Source organism: Thalassotalea piscium (genome assembly GCF_030295935.1).
GTDB classification, from domain to species: Bacteria; Pseudomonadota; Gammaproteobacteria; order Enterobacterales; family Alteromonadaceae; genus Thalassotalea_B; species Thalassotalea_B piscium.
Genome location: NZ_AP027362.1, coordinates 529,010 through 547,916 on the forward strand (window position 1 = coordinate 529,010; position 18,907 = coordinate 547,916).

General features: G+C 36.8%; 14 protein-coding genes. 9 read left to right on the forward strand and 5 right to left on the reverse strand.

What is annotated here, in order from left to right:
• Positions 1-110: 110 nt before the first annotated feature.
• Positions 111-2,939: an excinuclease ABC subunit UvrA gene (uvrA, locus tag QUD79_RS02255; protein ID WP_184425332.1), complete on the reverse strand. Its 2,829-nt coding sequence runs from the start codon at positions 2,937-2,939 to the stop codon at positions 111-113.
• Positions 2,940-3,071: 132 nt separating this feature from the next.
• Between uvrA and QUD79_RS02260 the strand changes: the two genes are divergently transcribed.
• Both QUD79_RS02260 and QUD79_RS02265 read left to right on the forward strand, forming a co-directional pair.
• Positions 3,072-4,436: an MFS transporter gene (locus QUD79_RS02260; RefSeq protein WP_184425334.1), complete on the forward strand. Its 1,365-nt coding sequence runs from the start codon at positions 3,072-3,074 to the stop codon at positions 4,434-4,436.
• 115 nt (positions 4,437-4,551) lie between these two features.
• Complete coding sequence (locus QUD79_RS02265; RefSeq protein ID WP_184425336.1) at positions 4,552-5,634, forward strand: methyl-accepting chemotaxis protein; 1,083 nt, start codon at positions 4,552-4,554, stop codon at positions 5,632-5,634.
• A gap of 47 nt (positions 5,635-5,681) precedes the next feature.
• Here QUD79_RS02265 and QUD79_RS02270 read toward each other — a convergent pair whose 3' ends face one another.
• Both QUD79_RS02270 and QUD79_RS02275 read right to left on the reverse strand, forming a co-directional pair.
• Positions 5,682-5,960, reverse strand: coding sequence for a GreA/GreB family elongation factor (locus tag QUD79_RS02270; RefSeq protein WP_184425338.1), 279 nt, complete (start codon positions 5,958-5,960; stop codon positions 5,682-5,684).
• A 133-nt stretch (positions 5,961-6,093) separates the two neighbouring features.
• Positions 6,094-6,321 (reverse strand): hypothetical protein, encoded by a 228-nt coding sequence (locus QUD79_RS02275; RefSeq protein WP_184425340.1) that lies wholly within the window; start codon positions 6,319-6,321, stop codon positions 6,094-6,096.
• A 177-nt stretch (positions 6,322-6,498) separates the two neighbouring features.
• Between QUD79_RS02275 and QUD79_RS02280 the strand changes: the two genes are divergently transcribed.
• Together QUD79_RS02280 and QUD79_RS02285 are read left to right on the forward strand one after the other, a co-directional pair.
• On the forward strand, positions 6,499-8,517 hold the full coding sequence (locus QUD79_RS02280; RefSeq protein WP_184425342.1) for an oxidoreductase: 2,019 nt from the start codon (positions 6,499-6,501) through the stop codon (positions 8,515-8,517).
• Positions 8,518-8,734: 217 nt separating this feature from the next.
• Positions 8,735-9,136: an MAPEG family protein gene (locus QUD79_RS02285; RefSeq protein WP_184425344.1), complete on the forward strand. Its 402-nt coding sequence runs from the start codon at positions 8,735-8,737 to the stop codon at positions 9,134-9,136.
• A 312-nt stretch (positions 9,137-9,448) separates the two neighbouring features.
• On the opposite strand, the gene QUD79_RS02290 is transcribed toward QUD79_RS02285, so the two are convergent.
• Positions 9,449-11,014 carry an amidohydrolase family protein gene (locus tag QUD79_RS02290; protein ID WP_184425347.1) on the reverse strand — a complete coding sequence of 522 codons (1,566 nt, stop codon included), beginning with the start codon at positions 11,012-11,014 and terminating at the stop codon, positions 9,449-9,451.
• A 212-nt stretch (positions 11,015-11,226) separates the two neighbouring features.
• Here QUD79_RS02290 and QUD79_RS02295 point away from each other — a divergent pair, with 212 nt between their 5' ends.
• From QUD79_RS02295 to QUD79_RS02305, 3 genes are all read left to right on the forward strand, one after another.
• Entirely contained in the window at positions 11,227-11,643 is a 417-nt protein-coding gene (locus QUD79_RS02295; protein ID WP_184425349.1) for an acyl-CoA thioesterase, read from the forward strand.
• A 202-nt stretch (positions 11,644-11,845) separates the two neighbouring features.
• Positions 11,846-12,514, forward strand: a complete 669-nt coding sequence (ssb, locus tag QUD79_RS02300) for a single-stranded DNA-binding protein (RefSeq protein ID WP_184425351.1) — start codon at positions 11,846-11,848, stop codon at positions 12,512-12,514.
• Positions 12,515-12,722: 208 nt separating this feature from the next.
• Positions 12,723-14,594: a tetratricopeptide repeat-containing diguanylate cyclase gene (locus QUD79_RS02305; protein ID WP_184425353.1), complete on the forward strand. Its 1,872-nt coding sequence runs from the start codon at positions 12,723-12,725 to the stop codon at positions 14,592-14,594.
• A gap of 101 nt (positions 14,595-14,695) precedes the next feature.
• Here the strand turns inward: QUD79_RS02305 and QUD79_RS02310 are convergent, their stop codons facing one another.
• A complete protein-coding gene (locus QUD79_RS02310) occupies positions 14,696-15,370 on the reverse strand; it encodes a TetR/AcrR family transcriptional regulator (RefSeq protein ID WP_184425355.1) in 675 nt (224 codons plus the stop codon).
• 616 nt (positions 15,371-15,986) lie between these two features.
• On the opposite strand from QUD79_RS02310, the gene QUD79_RS02315 reads away from it, so the two are divergent.
• Both QUD79_RS02315 and QUD79_RS02320 read left to right on the forward strand, forming a co-directional pair.
• Positions 15,987-16,727, forward strand: a complete 741-nt coding sequence (locus QUD79_RS02315; RefSeq protein ID WP_246455001.1) for an outer membrane protein OmpK — start codon at positions 15,987-15,989, stop codon at positions 16,725-16,727.
• A 1,078-nt stretch (positions 16,728-17,805) separates the two neighbouring features.
• Entirely contained in the window at positions 17,806-18,852 is a 1,047-nt protein-coding gene (locus QUD79_RS02320; RefSeq protein ID WP_184424462.1) for an OmpA family protein, read from the forward strand.
• Positions 18,853-18,907 lie beyond the last annotated feature (55 nt).

The window sequence follows — 18,907 nt, forward strand, 5'->3', positions numbered from 1 at the left end:
AGTTATGCTACTGTAGATAAAGAAGGGGATTTTCTTATTTGCATTAATGGTATTAGTCTGTAAGTGCGTATAGCGATCGTTTAGGCAAATAAACGATCGCTGTTTTAAGCTTATGGATTGAGTAGTGGCTTTAAAAACCTCGCGGTATGGGAAGCTTTATGCTCAGCTACTTGTTCTGGAGTACCCTCAGCAAGTATTTCACCACCACCTGAGCCACCTTCTGGGCCTAAATCTATTATCCAGTCAGCCGTTTTTATCACATCAAGATTGTGCTCAATAACGACAATGGTATTGCCATGGTCGCGCAAACGATGAATTACGTTAAGTAATTGCTTAATATCATGAAAGTGTAGACCTGTGGTTGGTTCATCAAGAATATATAAGGTTTTACCCGTATCACGTTTCGACAATTCTTTTGAAAGTTTAACGCGCTGTGCTTCACCACCTGAAAGTGTAGTGGCAGATTGGCCAAGTTTAATATAGCTTAAGCCAACATCCATTAAGGTTTGCAGTTTGCGTTTAACTGCGGGAATAGCACTAAAAAACGTTAAAGCATCTTCAATTGTCATATCCAACACTTCGTGAATATTTTTACCTTTGTAGCGTACTTCGAGTGTTTCTCGGTTATAACGTTTGCTATGACAGACATCACAAGGTACATAAACGTCGGGTAAAAAGTGCATTTCTACTTTTATTAGCCCATCACCTTGGCAAGCTTCACAACGACCGCCTTTCACATTAAAACTAAAGCGACCCGGTTTATATCCTCGAGAGCGAGCTTCTTGAGTGCCAGCAAAAATATCACGTATATTGGTAAATATACCAGTATAAGTGGCAGGGTTAGATCGAGGCGTACGACCGATAGGGCTTTGATCAATATCGATGACTTTATCTAGTAACTCTAAACCTTCAATAGACTTGTGAGGCGCTGGTTCTTGCGTGGTTGCACCATTTAATTGAATATGAGCTAGTTTATATAATGTGTCATTAATTAAAGTTGACTTACCCGAGCCTGAAACACCGGTTACACAGGTCATTAAGCCATTTGGAATAGTAAGATCTACATTCTTTAAGTTATTGCCCGTTGCGCCAAATAATTTAACAACATTCTTTTTGTCATAAGGGGTACGGGTAGCTGGTATTTCAATACGCTCTCTACCTGAAAGGTATTTTCCAGTAAGTGAGTGTTCACATGTTAAAATGTCGTCGACATTTCCTTGTGCGATAATTTCACCGCCGTGAACTCCTGCGCCAGGGCCAATATCAATAACGTAGTCAGCGGCGCGAATAGCATCTTCGTCATGTTCAACCACAATAACTGTATTGCCTAAATCCCTTAAATGTATAAGTGTTTTAAGTAAACGCTCATTGTCGCGCTGATGAAGACCAATTGAAGGTTCATCAAGTACGTACATAACACCTACCAAACCTGCGCCTATTTGACTAGCTAAACGAATGCGTTGCGCTTCACCGCCTGATAATGTGTCCGCACCTCGAGATAGGTTTAAATAATTTAATCCTACATTAACTAAAAAACCTAAACGGTCGTTAATTTCTTTTAATATTTTTTCGGCAATTTGACCTTTTTGTCCTTTAAGGTCTAACCCTTGAAAAAAGGATAGCGCGTCTGCTATGGCAAGCTCTGCAATTTTATGCAACGGTGTTTCAGCAATAAATACATTTCGAGCTTCAACACGTAATCGAGAACCATCGCATGCGGGACAATGCTGGCTATTAAGGTATTTAGATAATTCATCACGTACGGCATTTGACTCTGTTTCGCGATAACGGCGATCCATATTATTTAAAATACCTTCAAATGGGTGTTTGCGAATAACAATGTCACCGCGATCATTCATGTATTTAAATTCAATTTCTTCAGTGCCGCTTCCGCGTAAAATAAGCGTTTGGTATTTTTCATCAAGTTTGTTAAATGGTTTATCAAGCGCGAATTTATAATGCTCGGCTAATGCTTGCAGCATTTGAAAATAATAAAAGTTGCGTTTATCCCAGCCACGAATAGCGCCACCAGATAAACTTAATTCAGGATTAGCGATTACACGATTAGGATCAAAAAACTGCTGAATGCCCAAACCGTCACAGGTTTGGCATGCACCCGCAGGGTTGTTAAATGAAAATAATCGAGGCTCTAATTCTTGCATGCTATAGCCACATTGTGGACATGCAAAATTAGCAGAGAATAAAAGCTCTTCGCGCTTGGGATCGTCCATAAAAGCAACTTTAGCAGTGCCGGCAGTTAGTCCTAATGCTGTTTCAAAAGACTCAGATAAGCGAAGTTGTATGTCATCACGTACTTTTAGGCGATCAACGACCACTTCAATGGTGTGTTTTTTCTGAAGCTCTAAAGTTGGTGGATCAGACAAGTCGCAAACTTCACCGTCAATACGTGCTCTGATATAACCTTGAGCGGCTAAATTGTCGAGTAACTTGACATGCTCCCCTTTACGATTTTGTAATACCGGCGCTAACACCATCACTTTAGTGCCTTCTTCGAGCGCTAATACTTTATCAACCATTTGCGATATAGTTTGTGCTGCTAGTGGAGATTGATGCGTTGGGCAGCGAGGCTCACCAACACGCGCATACAGCAAGCGAAGGTAGTCGTATATTTCGGTAATAGTGCCAACGGTAGATCTTGGGTTATGAGAAGTTGACTTTTGCTCAATTGAAATCGCTGGCGATAATCCTTCTATATGATCAACATCAGGTTTTTCCATTAAGGATAAAAATTGACGGGCATAGGCAGAGAGTGACTCTACGTAGCGACGCTGACCTTCAGCATATAGTGTATCAAAGGCAAGCGAAGATTTACCTGAACCGGAAAGGCCTGTGATCACAATTAATTTGTCGCGAGGAATATCTAAATTGATATTTTTTAGGTTATGTGTGCGTGCGCCTCTAACTTCTATCTTTCTCATATTTTATCCACAGTAAATTGCAGCCGCATATTATCGCATAAAAACTGTTCTTCGAATATATGATTTTGTTCATTGAATTGCCGTGGTAAACTTACGCGAAAATTTCCCTTGTTAAATTTGAAAGTAAGTAGCATGAGCGCATCTGGTTTAAATAGTATTGAAAAAAAAGCGGCTTTCTCTCTAGCAGCAGTCTTTGGTCTGCGTATGCTAGGGCTTTTTATGATTTTGCCTGTATTTGCTATTTACGGACAAGAGTTAATTGGTTACAGCCCAATTTGGATTGGCTTAGCAATAGGTGCTTATGGTTTAACCCAAGCATTACTCCAAATACCAATGGGGATTTTGTCAGACAAATTTGGTCGTAAGCCCATTATTTTAATTGGGCTTCTTGTATTTTTATTAGGTAGTGTTGTTGCTGCGTTGTCTGACACTATTTATGGTGTTGTGTTTGGCCGAGCTTTACAAGGCATGGGAGCAATAGCAAGTGCGGTATTAGCACTGGCGGCAGATCTAAGTAGGGAAGAGCAACGACCAAAAGTTATGGCTACCATTGGTATGTTCATTGGGTTGTCGTTTACTTTTGCTATGGTGCTTGGTCCGATTGTTGCTGAATCTTTTGGTTTAAGTGGCTTATTTTGGTTTACCGCAGCACTTACCCTTGGTGCGATGTTTATGATCCAATACATGGTGCCTTATTCGGTTAATAAAGCGCCACGTGGTGATAGTGTTGCTTTGCCTAAACAAATTACTTCATTAGCAAAAGACCCACAACTGCTTCGTTTGAACATTGGCGTATTTACTTTACATATGGCGTTAACGGCGTGTTTCGTTACCCTACCTAAGCAATTTGTAAATGCAGGCTTAGCGTTAGATCAACATTGGCAACTTTACCTGCCTACATTGTTAGGTTCTTTTTTTCTTATGGTGCCATTTATGATAATGGCCATTAAAAAGCAAAAAGAAATACAAATGTTTTCGGCATCAATTTTATTATTAGCCTTTTCGTTAGCATTAATGTGGTATCTTCCTTCTACTATTATTAATTTAGTGGTGGTGGTTGTCATGTTTTTTACTGCATTTAATTATTTAGAAGCCACTATGCCTTCGATACTTTCACGGTTAGCGCCTGCTGGCGTTAAAGGTAGTGTGATGGGGATTTATTCAAGCAGCCAATTTTTTGGAGCTTTTTGCGGTGGACTTTTTGGTGGTGTAATTGCAAGTGCTTTTAACGAACAAGCTATTTTCTTAGTGATGTCGGCTATTTGTTTAGTGTGGTTTTTTATTGCCTTTGGTTTAAAGCCGCTAAAAAAATCGAAAAATTATAGCTTCACTACTTCAATTCGTAGCGAAGAACAAGCAGAACAGGTTGCTGAACAATTGATTAATATGCCGGGCGTTATAGAGGCTATTTTAGTTCATAATGAATCAGTTGCTTATTTAAAGGTAGATGACACATTAGTAGATTTAATTAAAGTTAAAAATCTACTCAGACCATAAAAGTTCAAGTTAGTATAACTTTTTAATGAAAAAGCAGATACATCAATAAAAGTAGTTTACTTAATATTTTTTATGCCTAAACTAAACTTATGGCTCAATTTATTAGTAGTGTTTAATGTATCCATTTTCTACCATTAAAAATCTTGAAAATAAAATTACCGATTTAGAACAGCGATTGACTAACCAGGAAGAAATTAACGCTGCGCTCGAGCAAAATAATCAAACATTATCACTTGAGCTTGAAAATATAGCGCTAACTAACGTTGATGATCATCAACAAAAGTTATTAAAATGTGCGGTTCTTGGCTTATCTCAAATAAATGGTATACGTGAAACCGTTTATCATTCATTTAATAAAATAGAAGAAGAAAGTCAGTCTATTGATAATATCAATGAACTATTTGATCATTCTTCAGCTTCGCTAACCGCTATTGTTGAAGGTATGCAAGTGCTTTCAAAAAATATGGGCGGTATGACTGAAAATATATCAGGCTTGTCAAAAATGGCTGATAGCATCAATACCTTCGTAGCAACTATTTCTAGTATTTCAAATCAAACTAACTTACTCGCATTGAATGCTGCTATTGAAGCTGCAAGGGCTGGTGAAGCTGGACGAGGTTTTAGTGTGGTTGCTGATGAGGTTCGTTCATTAGCCAATAATACCAACGACTCAGCTAACGAAGTCTCTGATCTAGTGAAAGAGATAATTAACACCACTGGTCATACGGTTGACTCTGTTACTCATATTCAACAAACCAATGATGAGCTTTCAGGTGGGGTTGATAATCTTCAAGGCGATTACCAGTCAATTGTAGTGTGTTGTAATTCAATGAAAAACACTATTTCTGATGCGGCTAAACAAACCTTTATTCAAACAGTAAAGTTAGATCATGTGGTATGGAAAGGTGATATTTACTCAGTGATACTGGGTGATTCCAACAAAGAAGTTGAAGACTTTGCTGATCATCGTTCATGTAGGTTAGGGCAATGGTATCAAACGACCGGTGCCGAACTTTATGGTAACAATAGTGCATTTAAACAAATAGATGAACCTCATGCCTCAGTACATCGCAATGGTGTTGAAGCTTTGGCCCTTTATTTGTCAGGTGAAACTGAGCAGGCCATTCACCATTTAGAAAAAATGGAGCATGACAGTGAAAAGTTAATGGGGATACTTGATCGTTTATCACTTGTTTAATTGATATTGTTAGTTGAGCTATTGATTTATCAACCCTTTGGCCTTGGTTATTGAATCGCGGTTATTTCTTTAATGAGCTGATCTTTTGCGATAAGTAGGTGAACTTCATCGCCTACTTGTTTGTTAATTAATGATTTACCTAAAGGTGATTGAGGCGTTATAAAAGTAATTGTTTCCTGCTTAATTGTCTTACGAAATCCCGCACCTACAGGGGTAATGAAGAACCATTTATTAACCTCATGATCAAGTTGGACCAATGCGCCAAGACTAATAGGGGGATCGTAAGTGCAAGGTGGCAATGTCAGCTCTGTTAATACCAATCTCACTAATTATGTGATCATTTCTACTGGTTAAAACAATCAACTACTGCGTTATTTATTTTATAATTAGAACAACTAGTTATGAAAATAAATGCCTTGTATTTGACTGTTTTCACTGCGTATAAAATAGATCACTTACTTAATGAAACTGGTATAACTGCCTTATCTCTAGTGCTATAAGTTGAGCACGCTTGGCTTGGCCTTCAGCTAAATACCCTGCTTCTATTGCTAGCGTATCATATTGCGTTTCTGCAACTGACTGCTCGTCAATTGATGCTGCTCTGGCGCTATTAGCGGCGTTTACTAATGCTGAAAGCTCATTTTTTAAATAGGTGATTAGGTCTTCTAGCAAAAGTTTCTTATTCAAAATCTTTAAGTTTCAGTAATGTCATTAATTTTTAAATTTTATCATAGCGTTACTGTAATAAATAAAATTAATTTCTCACCCTATCTGACAGGTGTCTAAATTAAAGCTTGTCAAATGCTCAATGAACTACTATTTTATAGTTATCTGGTTAGACCTTTTAAATAATAAGACACAATTATGACAACACCATTTCCGCATTTATTAGCACCACTTGATTTAGGTTTTACTACATTACAAAACCGTACCTTAATGGGCTCAATGCATACTGGGCTTGAAGAAGAGAAAAACGGCTTTGCTAAACTTGCTGCTTTTTATGAAGCAAGAGCAAAGGGTGGGGTTGGTTTAATAGTTACCGGTGGTATTAGCCCGAATATGCGCGGAAGGCTTGCTCCTTTGGGTAGTGAATTAAGCCATTTCTGGCAAGTTAATAAACATAAGCAAGTGACCGAGGCTGTCCACAAGTATCCTACTAAAATATGTTTACAGCTTTTGCATGCAGGCCGTTATTCTTATCACCCATTTAGTGTTTCTTCTAGTAAGAAAAAGTCACCGATAAATCCGTTTACACCTAAAGCTATGTCGGTTCGTCAAATAAAATCGACGATTAAAGACTTTGCCTATTCTTCTCATTTAGCGGCTAAAGCAGGCTATGATGGGGTTGAAATTATGGGTTCTGAAGGGTACTTAATTAATCAATTTAGCTGTGTTCGCGTTAATAATAGAGACGACGAATGGGGTGGAAGCATTGAAAATAGAATGCGTCTAGGTACTGAAATTGTTAAGGCTGTTCGTCAAAAAGTAGGCGATAAGTTTATTATTATCTTCCGCTTATCAATGTTAGATTTGGTTGAAGGCGGAAATAGTTGGGAAGATGTGGTGACCATGGCAAAAGCCATAGAAGCAGCGGGTGCTACCATAATTAATACCGGGATCGGATGGCACGAAGCAAGAGTACCCACTATCTCTACAGCTGTGCCAAGAGCAGCATTTACTTGGATCACTGAAAAAATGAAACAAGAAGTTTCTATTCCACTTGTGACCACTAACCGAATTAACACCCCCGAAGTTGCTGAAGAAGTATTAGCGAATGGGCATGCCGATATGGTGTCTATGGCGCGTCCGTTTTTAGCGGATGCCGATTTTGTGAATAAAGCTGCAGATGATAAGAGCAATGAAATCAATACTTGTATAGCTTGTAACCAAGCTTGTTTAGACCATGTGTTTAAACAAAAACGCGCCTCATGCTTGGTAAATCCACAAGCTTGCTATGAAACAGAATTAGTTATTGGTAGTGCTGATAAAGTTAAGAACTTGGCGGTTATTGGTGCTGGACCAGCGGGGTTAGCATTTAGCTTATATGCTGCACAAAAAGGCCATAAAGTAACAGTTTTTGATCGTAGCCATGAAATTGGTGGGCAATTCAATATTGCTAAGCAAGTACCAGGTAAAGAGGAGTTTTACGAAACATTACGTTATTTTGCTGTGCAATTGAAAAAACATCATGTAACTATTGAGCTAAATACGGAAGTAGATGCCGATAAATTAGTAGAAATGGGCTTTGACGAAGTGGTTTTAGCTACAGGTATTATTCCACGTAAATTAACTATTCCTGGATCTGATCACCCTAAAGTTAAAAGCTATTTACAGGTATTACGTGATAAAGAGCCCGTAGGCGACAAAGTGGCGATAATAGGTGCTGGCGGTATTGGTTTTGACGTTGGCTGCTATTTGGTGGAAGAGTCACAGGCAAATAAGCCAGATGAATGGCTAGCGAGTTGGGGGGTTGATAAAAGTTATCAGCACAAAGGCGCATTAACAACGCCAGTTCATGTACCGTCTCGAAAAGAAATTTACTTATTACAACGTAAAACGTCAAAAGTAGGCGGCGGTTTAGGCAAGACTACGGGTTGGATCCATCGGGCAACATTGCAAAAGCATAACGTAAAAATGGTGCCTGGGGTCACATACAAATCAATAGATGATCAAGGTTTACATATAGAAGTTGATGGTAAATCTGAAGTGCTAGCTGTTGACAATATAATAGTATGTGCAGGGCAAGAGCCCAATCGCCAGCTTCAACAAGCCTTGATTGATGCAGGTAAAGCAGTACATTTAATTGGTGGTGCTAATATTGCTGCTGAGCTTGATGCTAAACGTGCTATTAGAGAAGCTGCTGAGTTAGCAATGATAATATAGATATTACCAACTATGTGACCATTTCTACTGGCTAAAACAATCAACTACAGCGTTATTTATTTAATAATTGTCCTGACATGAAAATAAATGTCTTGTATTTGACTGCTTTGCTTGCGTATAAAGTAGATCACTTAATTAATGTAACAGGTATTATGCGCTAGGCCCTAGAAACTGTTTATGTTAGTCTTCGCTCATTGTTAATTACTAAGGTTTATTTATGTTATATCCAATGGCAGCTATGGTGCTGCTGCTTGTACTTGTTGGTTTAGTTGCGGTGAAAGCACGTTTTGGTAGTGTAAAGAGAGGTGAGGTTAGTGCAAAGTACTTCCGGTTAATGGAAGGAAAAAGTGTGCCAGATGTTATTACTAAATCTACCCGCAGCTTTAATAATCAGTTCGAACTGCCTGTATTGTTTTACGTGGTATGCACGCTTTATATCAGCTTAGGTATTAATAGTGACATTGGTGTTGCCTTTGCGTGGGCCTTTGTTGTTTCTCGTTATATTCATGCTTACATTCACTTAAGTTACAATTATGTTATTCATAGAATGTTATCTTTTTGGGCTGGCTTTATCTGTGTGTTAGTTTTATGGATAAATTTACTCATTCAGCAAAGCTAATACCAGTTTTATTAATTAAGTGATTTGTTTTATATGTAGTGAAAACAGCCAAATACAAGGCGTTTATTTTCATAACTAGTTGTTCAGGGCAATTATGCTCCTACATTGCCCACATAAGCTACATCCTTGTAGCGATATTTATAAAATAAATAACGCAGTAGTTGATTGTTTTAGCCAGTAGAAATGATCACATAGTCAGTGAGATTGGTATAATATACTGGTTCTAATTTAAAACGCACAAGTATTTACTTGTGCGTTTTGTTTACTAACCTGAACTCGGTTAATCAATGAAACTGGTATAAATGGAAGCTGCTATTTTTCATTTATTGCTTTGTCACTTTTCGCTTTTTTAACAATCTCACGAACGTCTTTCAATAATGATTTTGCATCATAGACAATGCCATCTTTAACCGTAAGATTAACTCCGCCAACACGGGCAGGAGTGTTTTTTTCATCTAAACGGAAATGACCAGTACCGTACAGTACCTTAAAATTTCTAAGTGGATTCTCACCAATAATGACTAAATCAGCTTTTTTACCTACTCGAATAGAACCAATATCTTCAGCCATGCCAAGTGCTTCAGCGCCATTGATAGTAGCAGATTGCAATACTTCTAATGCATTAAAACCAGCTTCACGTAGTAACTCGAATTCTCTTATGAGGCTAAAACCATAAATTTTGAAGATATAACCTGAGTCTGATCCCGTTGTTACACGACCACCATTATTTTTATAGTCATTTATAAAGGCCATCCATTGCTGGTAATTTTTCTTCCAAGCAATTTCGTCATCAGTAGTCCAATCGAACCAATATGAACCGTGCGCATTTTTATTTGGTTGAAAAAAGTCCCATAAGGTAGGTAAGGTATATTCATTGTGCCAATCTGCATTCATATCACGCATTAAATCTCGGCTAGCTTCATAAATAGTCATGGTGGGGTTTAGAGTAAAGTCTAATGAAATTAATTCATCACGAACGCTATTCCATTTTTTACTGTGAGGTTTTGCTGCTTGTTGCCATAAGCGGCCAGCCTCGCCAAAACGATCTTGTTCATTATTATAATTATAATTGGGCGAATAATTTTGTATGGTTTGTTGTTCAAACAAGGCTTCAGGTAATCCATACCAATGCTCCATTGAGGTAAGTCCTAAGCGTGCTGAGTCGATTACGTTCATGTTAACAACATCAAGCTGAGCATGATGCATCATACTGCGTAATCCCTGTTTTTTAGCTTCGTCTAAAGCCGCTTTCATAATGTCAGGTGTGGCACCAAAAAATTTTATTCCTTTAGCCCCTTTTTTAGCAATATTTTTAACCCATTTTTTTGCTTGTTCAGGAGTGGTAATTGGATCTTTTTGTCCCATGCCAAAACCCACATAAGGCACTATTCTTGGTGCGGCTATACTATTACTTTCACTGCGTTTTACATGCTCTACTACCCAGTCTACTCCATTGAAACTGCCAGGCTCACGTACAGTTGTTATGCCATGTGCCAGCCATAGTTTGAAAACATATTCAGCAGGAATGTTTTTGGCGCTACCACCAATATGACCATGCATATCAATAAATCCAGGCAGTACATACTGCCCTGAAATATCTATTTCTTTATCACCTTTGTTTGCTTTTGGTCGGTAGTCGGGGTTGATAGGCATACCTGGGTTACCTACATTTTTTATTGCGACGATACGGTCATTTTCAATAACAATGTCCATAGGACCGCGAGCTGGGGCTCCTTCACCATTAACTATTATTCCACCGCGTAAAATTAAGCGTTTAAATGGCCCCTCTCCTTGTTGCCTATCAGGTGCTTTTTCATCAGCAACTACGTGAAAAGATAGAAGGGATAGTGACAGAATTAATACTAAAATATGCATCATGTTAATCTCTTTATTGCTTGGTGTTGACGGAGCGAAAAAGTTGAAACGCGAATTGTTAATCAATAAGATTAGCATGGGTATTAACAATAGAGAATGAATAAGTTATTTGCTCGTATTCGTACTCCCTTTCTTGCTAACTTTAATGGTAGTATTTATATAGAAGTATCCGCTAAATAATTGCGGTGAATAAGATAATAAAATAGAAGGTAATAATGTCAGCAAAATACTTTAGTGAGCAGTTTAATCCAAGATTTAATGATACCGATGCATTAGGGCATATCAACAATACTATGGTGCCGGTTTGGTTTGAAGGTGCAAGAGACCCTGTATTTCGTTGGTTTAGTCCAGAATTAGATACTACAGACTGGCGCTTGATCCTTGCAAAAATTGATGTGAGCTTTATCGACCAAATGTATTATGGCAAACCGATGGAAGTTCGTACTTATATAGGCAGAATTGGTGGCTCATCTTTCGATGTTTATCAGGAGCTTTGGCAAAATAATAAATGTTGCGCCTCAGGTACTGCGGTAATGGTTCACTATAATTACCAACAACAAAAGTCAGTAAAAATACCTGAAGAAGTATTAATTCAAATGAATCAGTATTTACATAACTTGAAATCTGACTGAGGGCTGAATAATAAATAAGCGTATTTTTTTTAAGTTTTTTAAATTTAAATTATTTGTAGCTAACGCTGTCACAACAATAATGACAGTGGTAGAATGTTGTTCTTAATTGTTAAATTAATAAGCGTTAATGCGATTGTAGCGAAATATAATGCTTACAAGTCAGTGATTTATTGTTACTGCAAATCTTTAGTGAGAGTAATACATGGCCAGTCGTGGTATAAATAAAGTCATCATTGTAGGAAACTTAGGGCAAGATCCCGAGGTACGTTTTATGCCAAACGGTGGTGCTGTTGCAAACTTTACAGTGGCAACATCTGAAAGCTGGAAAGACAAGCAAACGGGTGAGCAAAAAGAAAAAACAGAATGGCACCGCATAGTAATGTATCAGCGTTTAGCTGAAATTGCGGGCGAGTATTTGAAAAAAGGTTCAAAAGTATATTTAGAAGGTCGTTTGCAAACGCGTAAATGGCAGAATCAGCAAGGTAGCGACCAATATACCACAGAGATTATTGTTAATGATTTACAAATGTTAGATTCACGTGGCCAAGGCGCTCAATCTAGTAATTTTGCACCACAAAACCAGAATCAAACTAGCCAACCTGCGCAAGGTGGTTATAGCCAGCCACAGCAGCAAGCAGCTTATCAGCCACAATCAGCAACACCACAAACCGGTGGTTTTAACCAGCAACCTGCGAAAGCGCCAGCTCAACAAGGCGGATATGCTAACCAAGGGCATCAACCCGCGCAGCAACAGCAAGGTGGATATACCAATCAAGGGCAACAGCAAGGTGGTTTTAATCAACAACCTGCTGCACCAAAAGTAAACCCACAAGAACCAACAATCGATTTTGATGACGATATACCGTTCTAACCAAAGACAAACATAAGAATGTTGAAAAATTCTCTAGAAAGCCGCTAATAAGCGGCTTTTTTAGTTTTAATTTTTAAATTACCTTAATGAGGTAATTTAAAAGTTAGATTGTTATTCAATTTTGGCTAATAAAACTGGACAGACCTGATGTTTTCAATCATATTATTCGTTTTAGCAAAAACTAACTTTAGGTACAAAGGTACAATTAATGTTAAGACTTCTTGTTGTTATTACTCTTTTTTGTAGTCTTAATTCTCACTCAAATACAATTGAAAATCAGATTGAAGCGATTCAACAATTTACCGGCACCGAAAAAGAAATTCAGTTATTAACCCTACTTGATGTTCAAACGTTATCGCCTCGTGAAAAGTATTTAGTGCTAAATGAATTAACCCTTTTTTATTATGGGGAAAGCGACTTTACAAGCGCACTTTCATTTGCTGAAAAATCCTTAGCAATTGCCCAAGCGTCTCAATTGTCGCTTGAAACCGGGCAAGCCTTAAAATTCATGGGTATTATGCATTACTTTAAGGCAGATATAGATTTGGCAATAGATTACTACAAACAGTCATTGTTATATTACGATGGTAAAACACACCCCATATTAAGAGCTAATGTGCTTAATAATATTGCCCTTGCTTATATAAAAAGTAGCGAAATATTTGATGCGTTAGACTATTTTAAAGAGGCTAAACCGCTTTATCAAGAATATGGTTCACGCATGGATAAAATTGATATTAAATATAATATTGCTGTTTTATATGTTCGATTAAATCACGCCGCTAACGCAATTAATGCATTAAATGAAGTTATTGAAGAGCGCAAAGATATTAACGATATTAGCGGACTTTATTTAGCGTATGCAGATCTTGCTGTTGCCTATATGTTAAATGAACAACTTGATAAATCGTTAGCGCTTACACATAAAGTAGTCACTTATTACCAAGAGCAAAATGACTATTATAATCTAAGCACAGTGCAGAGTAACTTGGCTGATTTATACATGAATTTAGGACAACCTCTAAAAGCACAAGAATATGCAATAACGGGAATTAAGTTTGCTGCAAAGTCTCAACACAATAAAGCAAAAGTGAGCTTTTATCATGCGTTAGCTAGGGCACAAACTGCGCTAGGTAAAATAGATGATGCTATTGCGACAGTGACAAAAAGTAATAAGTTTATTCAATCGCTTAATAATACGAAACTTAAAACGGAAAATGATGGTATTCACTCATTATTATTAATGGCCAAAAACCAGCCAGAAGAAGCCATCAACATGTACCAAAAATATATTATGAGAATCAGGAAAAATCAAAGTGATGTTTTTAATAATCAATTGGCTAAGTATGAAGCAAGTCAATTAAAGCAACAGTTAGCTAGTATGAAGCATGAAAATGAGCTGACTTTAATAAAGAGAGAAAGTGAAAGACGATTTCTAGGTTTATTTTTTATTATTACTGCATTTGTTGGTGCGATTATTTTCTTACTCTATAGGAAAGTAATTGATAGGCAAACTAAAGAATATTTAAAAGAACAAGTGAAGAAAAGTACATTAGAGCTTGAAGCAGCTAATAAAAAACTATTAAATTTTTCTTATGTTGATGGATTAACGAGTCTGAAAAATCGACGATGTTTTGATGAAGATATCAGTAAACTATGGCATAAAAAAGAAAGTAAAAAGTTTCACATTTTAGTCGCAGATATTGACTCATTTAAAGAATATAACGACACCTATGGTCATATCGCTGGCGATAAAGCACTTAGTAAAGTTGCCGAAATTTTAAAGAATAACATTAGAGATCAAGATGAGGTATATCGCTATGGTGGGGAAGAGTTTGCTATTATTTTTTCAAACTGTAATGCTGAAATTGCAATGAATGCATCTAAACGAATTATAGAAAAAGTTGAACAGGCTAACATTGAACACTTAGCGAGTGCATTTGGTGTGATCACGATAAGTGCAGGTATAAGTACATTTAATTTTTCTTCAACAATGTCGGTTGATGACTTTATTAACCAGGCGGATATACATCTCTATAAAGCTAAAGAAAGTGGTAAAAATCAACTTTGCTGCGCATAAAACTGATCATCTAATTAATAAAGCTGCTTTAAGTTCTTCTGCTATATAGAGAGTACAAGTTTATCTGCAATTGGTATTAGCTTAATTAACCCGGGCTGAGTTTAATTATGCTCGTTATCAAGCGTTAGACCTACACCTTTTAGTAAAGTGTGAGTTAAAAAGTCACCAGCTGCTTTAAAGTCTCCGCTGTCTAAGCTCGGCTTATCAAGTGCTAATTGAATTTGTGCAGAAAAATCTGCATAGGTTTGTGTTGAGGCCCAAATCACAAAAAAGAGATGATAGGGATCAACATCATCCATTTTCCCTTGTGCTATCCAATTCCTTACAAGCTTTACGTCTTCTTCCAATACCGGAATTAAATTATCTTTTAGGTACTCCTTTATATGTGGAGCGCCATTAATAATTTCGTTTGCAAACACCTTCGAACCATTTGGCATGGTACGTGAAATTTCTAACTTCCCTCGAATATAGTTTGATAGCATAGTGGCAGGGTTTTCCCCTTGTTGGTCAAGTAAATTAAGGCTTTCCATCCACAGGTGTAAAATTTTTCTTAAAACAGCTTGATAAAGTACTTCTTTAGAAGAAAAGTAATAGAGCATATTTTGCTTAGACAAATCGGACTGTTCAGCAATTGCCTCAATTGTTGCTCCACTATAACCTTTTAAGGCAAAAATATTTTCTGCGGCTTCAAGAATTTTGTTGATAAGTGCATCTCGGGTATTTGATCTACGACGAGGTTTTTCTGTTGGCCTATCTTCTTGTGGCTGCTCAAACATATGCTTCACTTTATATTTAATTAATCAATTGAATTGGCAGTACGTATAAAAAGAGCTGCCTTTAAAGCACAGTATATTTTTATTGGCGGAAAGTTAAAAGGAGAATTTAGCGATTTGATTTTACTAAATCAATCGAGATCATATTACAATTAAATATGTATAGGCTCCTTGGTAAAAATTTAGCCCCTTATTACATTACTTCCGAGGGCTGTGGGAGCCCATACATCTGTTCATTTTTGGTTGCATTTTAAATAGCTCATTTTTTATTTCTCAGTATTGATAGTTTTTTGGATATCAAGGCTGATTTTGATTTGTTATACCAGTTTCATTAAATAAGTGATCTATTTTATACGCAGTGAAAATAGTCAAATACAAGACATTTATTTTCATAACTAGTTGTTCTAATTATAAAATAAATAACGCAGTAGTTGATTGTTTTAACCAGTAGAAATGATCACATAATTAGTGAGATTGGTATTAATCCATAGCTGACAACAGATTCAACATAGACAGACACAAAAATAGCTTACTGAGTAATTTTGCTTATTCCGAATTCAGGTTGTTTATTATTACAATAAAATGACTATAAAACATTGAAAAAAATTAAGGGTGAAGTATGAAATTAATTAACAGAATTAACGCCACAGTATTACCGCTTAGCATGTTATTTTTAGGTGCAGCGACTATCAGTGGTAATGCATCAGCCGAAATGCAATGGAGTGACTTTAGCTTAAGTTATTTGTCTGGTAGCCAATATGAGGTTGGAGATGATAGTCGCCAATTTCTCACGGTAGAGCACGCAAGTGGACATAACTGGGGTGACACGTTTTATTTTTATGATCGTTCAAAATCTAAAAATGGTACGTTGGAAAGTTACGCTGAGTTTTCACCTAGATTAAGCCTTAGCTACTTTACGGGAAGTGATTTATCAACAGGCATTATTAACGATGTTTTCATTGCAAGTACCTGGGAGCAAGGTGCTTTCTTTGATAATTATCTGTTAGGGCTTGGAGTTAGCTTGAATATACCGGGTTTTAATTACTTAAAGGCAAACATTTACCAAGCTAATAATAGTGCGTCAGATAACGATCAAATGTTAACTATGACTTTTGCTTATCCGTTTAAATTGGGAAATGCTGATTTTCTTTATGATGGCTTTTTAGATTGGAGCACAAGCTCTGATACCCAAGCCTCTGAAATGAATTTTACTACACAACTTAAGTACAATGTAGGTGGAGCTCTCGGAAGTAAATCACCGGTTTATCTTGGCGTTGAGTATGCATTTTGGAACAATAAATATGGTATTTCAGGCGTTGACGAACGCAGTGTATCACTCTTATTTAAATGGCATTATTAGGGTCTGTTGATCTTTCATTTTAGCCTCTGCTATAGACTATTTTTTAAGAAAACAAGGCGAAAATGGTGCAATGTAGCATTCTCGGCTTTGGCATCCTGCGTCGCTCTACCTTCTGCATCCGTGCAGTCGTACTTTAACCATTTTTAACGATGTTAGGTTGAAAAATAGTCATAGCCCTTTGGGTTGCCTTGAAAAAGCGTCACTCTTTGTTGCCTACAGGATTTAGGTACTTAACGAGAGCAGGACGCGGCAGTTGTACTTAATGTGCATTTGGAACAACCAAACATTACATTAAGTGCCTCGACTGTCATCTTTTTCAAATGCAACAGAGCTATAAACTGAAAGATCAACAGACCCTAGTATTTTACTTTTGAGAGTTAATCAAAAATTATTAAAACAGCGCTTATGGCGAAGTTCAAGTTAAATAAAGTGTCATCATGCCGCCTGCTAAGGTCATTATAGCCTTAGCGACAGAGAGTTTTGCAAGCCCATTTGTATATATGATCAAAATAGTCACCAAAAACTGTAAAGGTATATTACTTACTTTTACAGTTATTTTGTAAGCTTTACAAAAGCGAATGAATATATTGCTTAAACAAGCAATAAAATAAATGTATATAAAAACTTTTTTGATTTTAACTTGTTGATATTTAAAGTTTAATGTTTATTGGTCTACACCTTGCAATACTAAAATATAGCAGCATATAGAGTAGTGTTAACGCAAAAATAAAGTTTTAACTCTAAATACTCTACGGTTATTTCAGGCGTGTTTTTGTGAATGAAAATTTAATCATTTTTATCCACAAAAATAAATTATTAACCGGATTAACTATTTGATTGCTACTTAGTAAAAGTTGCTGTATAACGCAGCAAAATATACGTAGGCATTAGTAAAAGCCTGTAAAACAAAGGTTTCAATTACAGGCTAAACGTTTAACTGGTGTATTGATTGCTTTATTGTTAAAAAACAATTATCGGCAAATTAGTACATTTATTTTTAATTAACATGTAGTGTGACCATTGATTTTATCATTGACTCTAACGCTATAAATAAGATGTAACTTAATAAGGATTTATTATGAAAATTTTTAAAATGACTCTGTTAGCGGCATTGATCAGCTCTCCATTAGCAGCAGAAAATATTGATAAAACATGGGAATTAGGCGTATTTGGTGATTATATTAAATCTAGCACTAATAAAGAAATGGATACCTACTGGCAGGAAATTGAAGCAGGAAAGAGTATTGGTCTTGATCTACAAAAAATTATCAACGATTCATGGAACGTTCGCTTTGAGTTAGCTAAGTCGCGTTATGAAGTTAACAACGGTGCCGATAGAGATTACGGTACGCGCTTTGGTGTAGATGCAATTTATAAAATTGAAGAGTCAGATTTTTATCTTTTCTCAGGTGTAAAACGCTTTAATAATATTAGAAACTATACAGCTGTAGATGTTGGTGCTGGCTACTCTCACCAAGTATCAGATCGCTTTTCTTTATATGGGGAAGCAGTTGCATATCGTGATATAGATTACGGTTTTACTGATCAAGGCTTTAAGTTAGGTGTTAAGTATGCATTTGGTGAAGAAAGAAAAGCGCCAGTTTCGGCTAAGCCTCAACCACAACCTGTTGCGCCAGTTTCAAAGCCAGATCCATTAGATAGTGATAATGATGGTGTAATCAACTCAGAAGATCGCTGCGAAAATACGCCTGCAAACGTTAAAGTAGATTCAACTGGCTGTACGCTATATTCTGAAAAAACTGTTGAAGTAAACTTAAATGTGACTTTTGCAAATAACAGCGCAGAAATCAACTCAAGTGTTGTTAACGATATTCAACGTTTAGCTGACTTTATGAAAGAGTACACTAATACTAATGTACTAATCGAAGGTCACAGTTCAGCAGTTGGTGATGCAGCATACAACTTAACGCTTTCTCAAAAGCGTGCAGATGCTGTTAAAGCAGTACTAATGAGTACTTTTAATATTGATGCTGATCGTTTAACGACGAAAGGCTTTGGTGAAACTCAATTAGTTGCTGAAGGTAACACTAGTGCAGATCATCGCATGAACCGCAGAGTAGTTGCTAAAATTGAAACGACAGTAAAAGAAGCAGTTACAAAGTAATACCAGTTTCATTAATTAAGTGTGCTATTTTATACGCAATGAAAACAGTCAAATA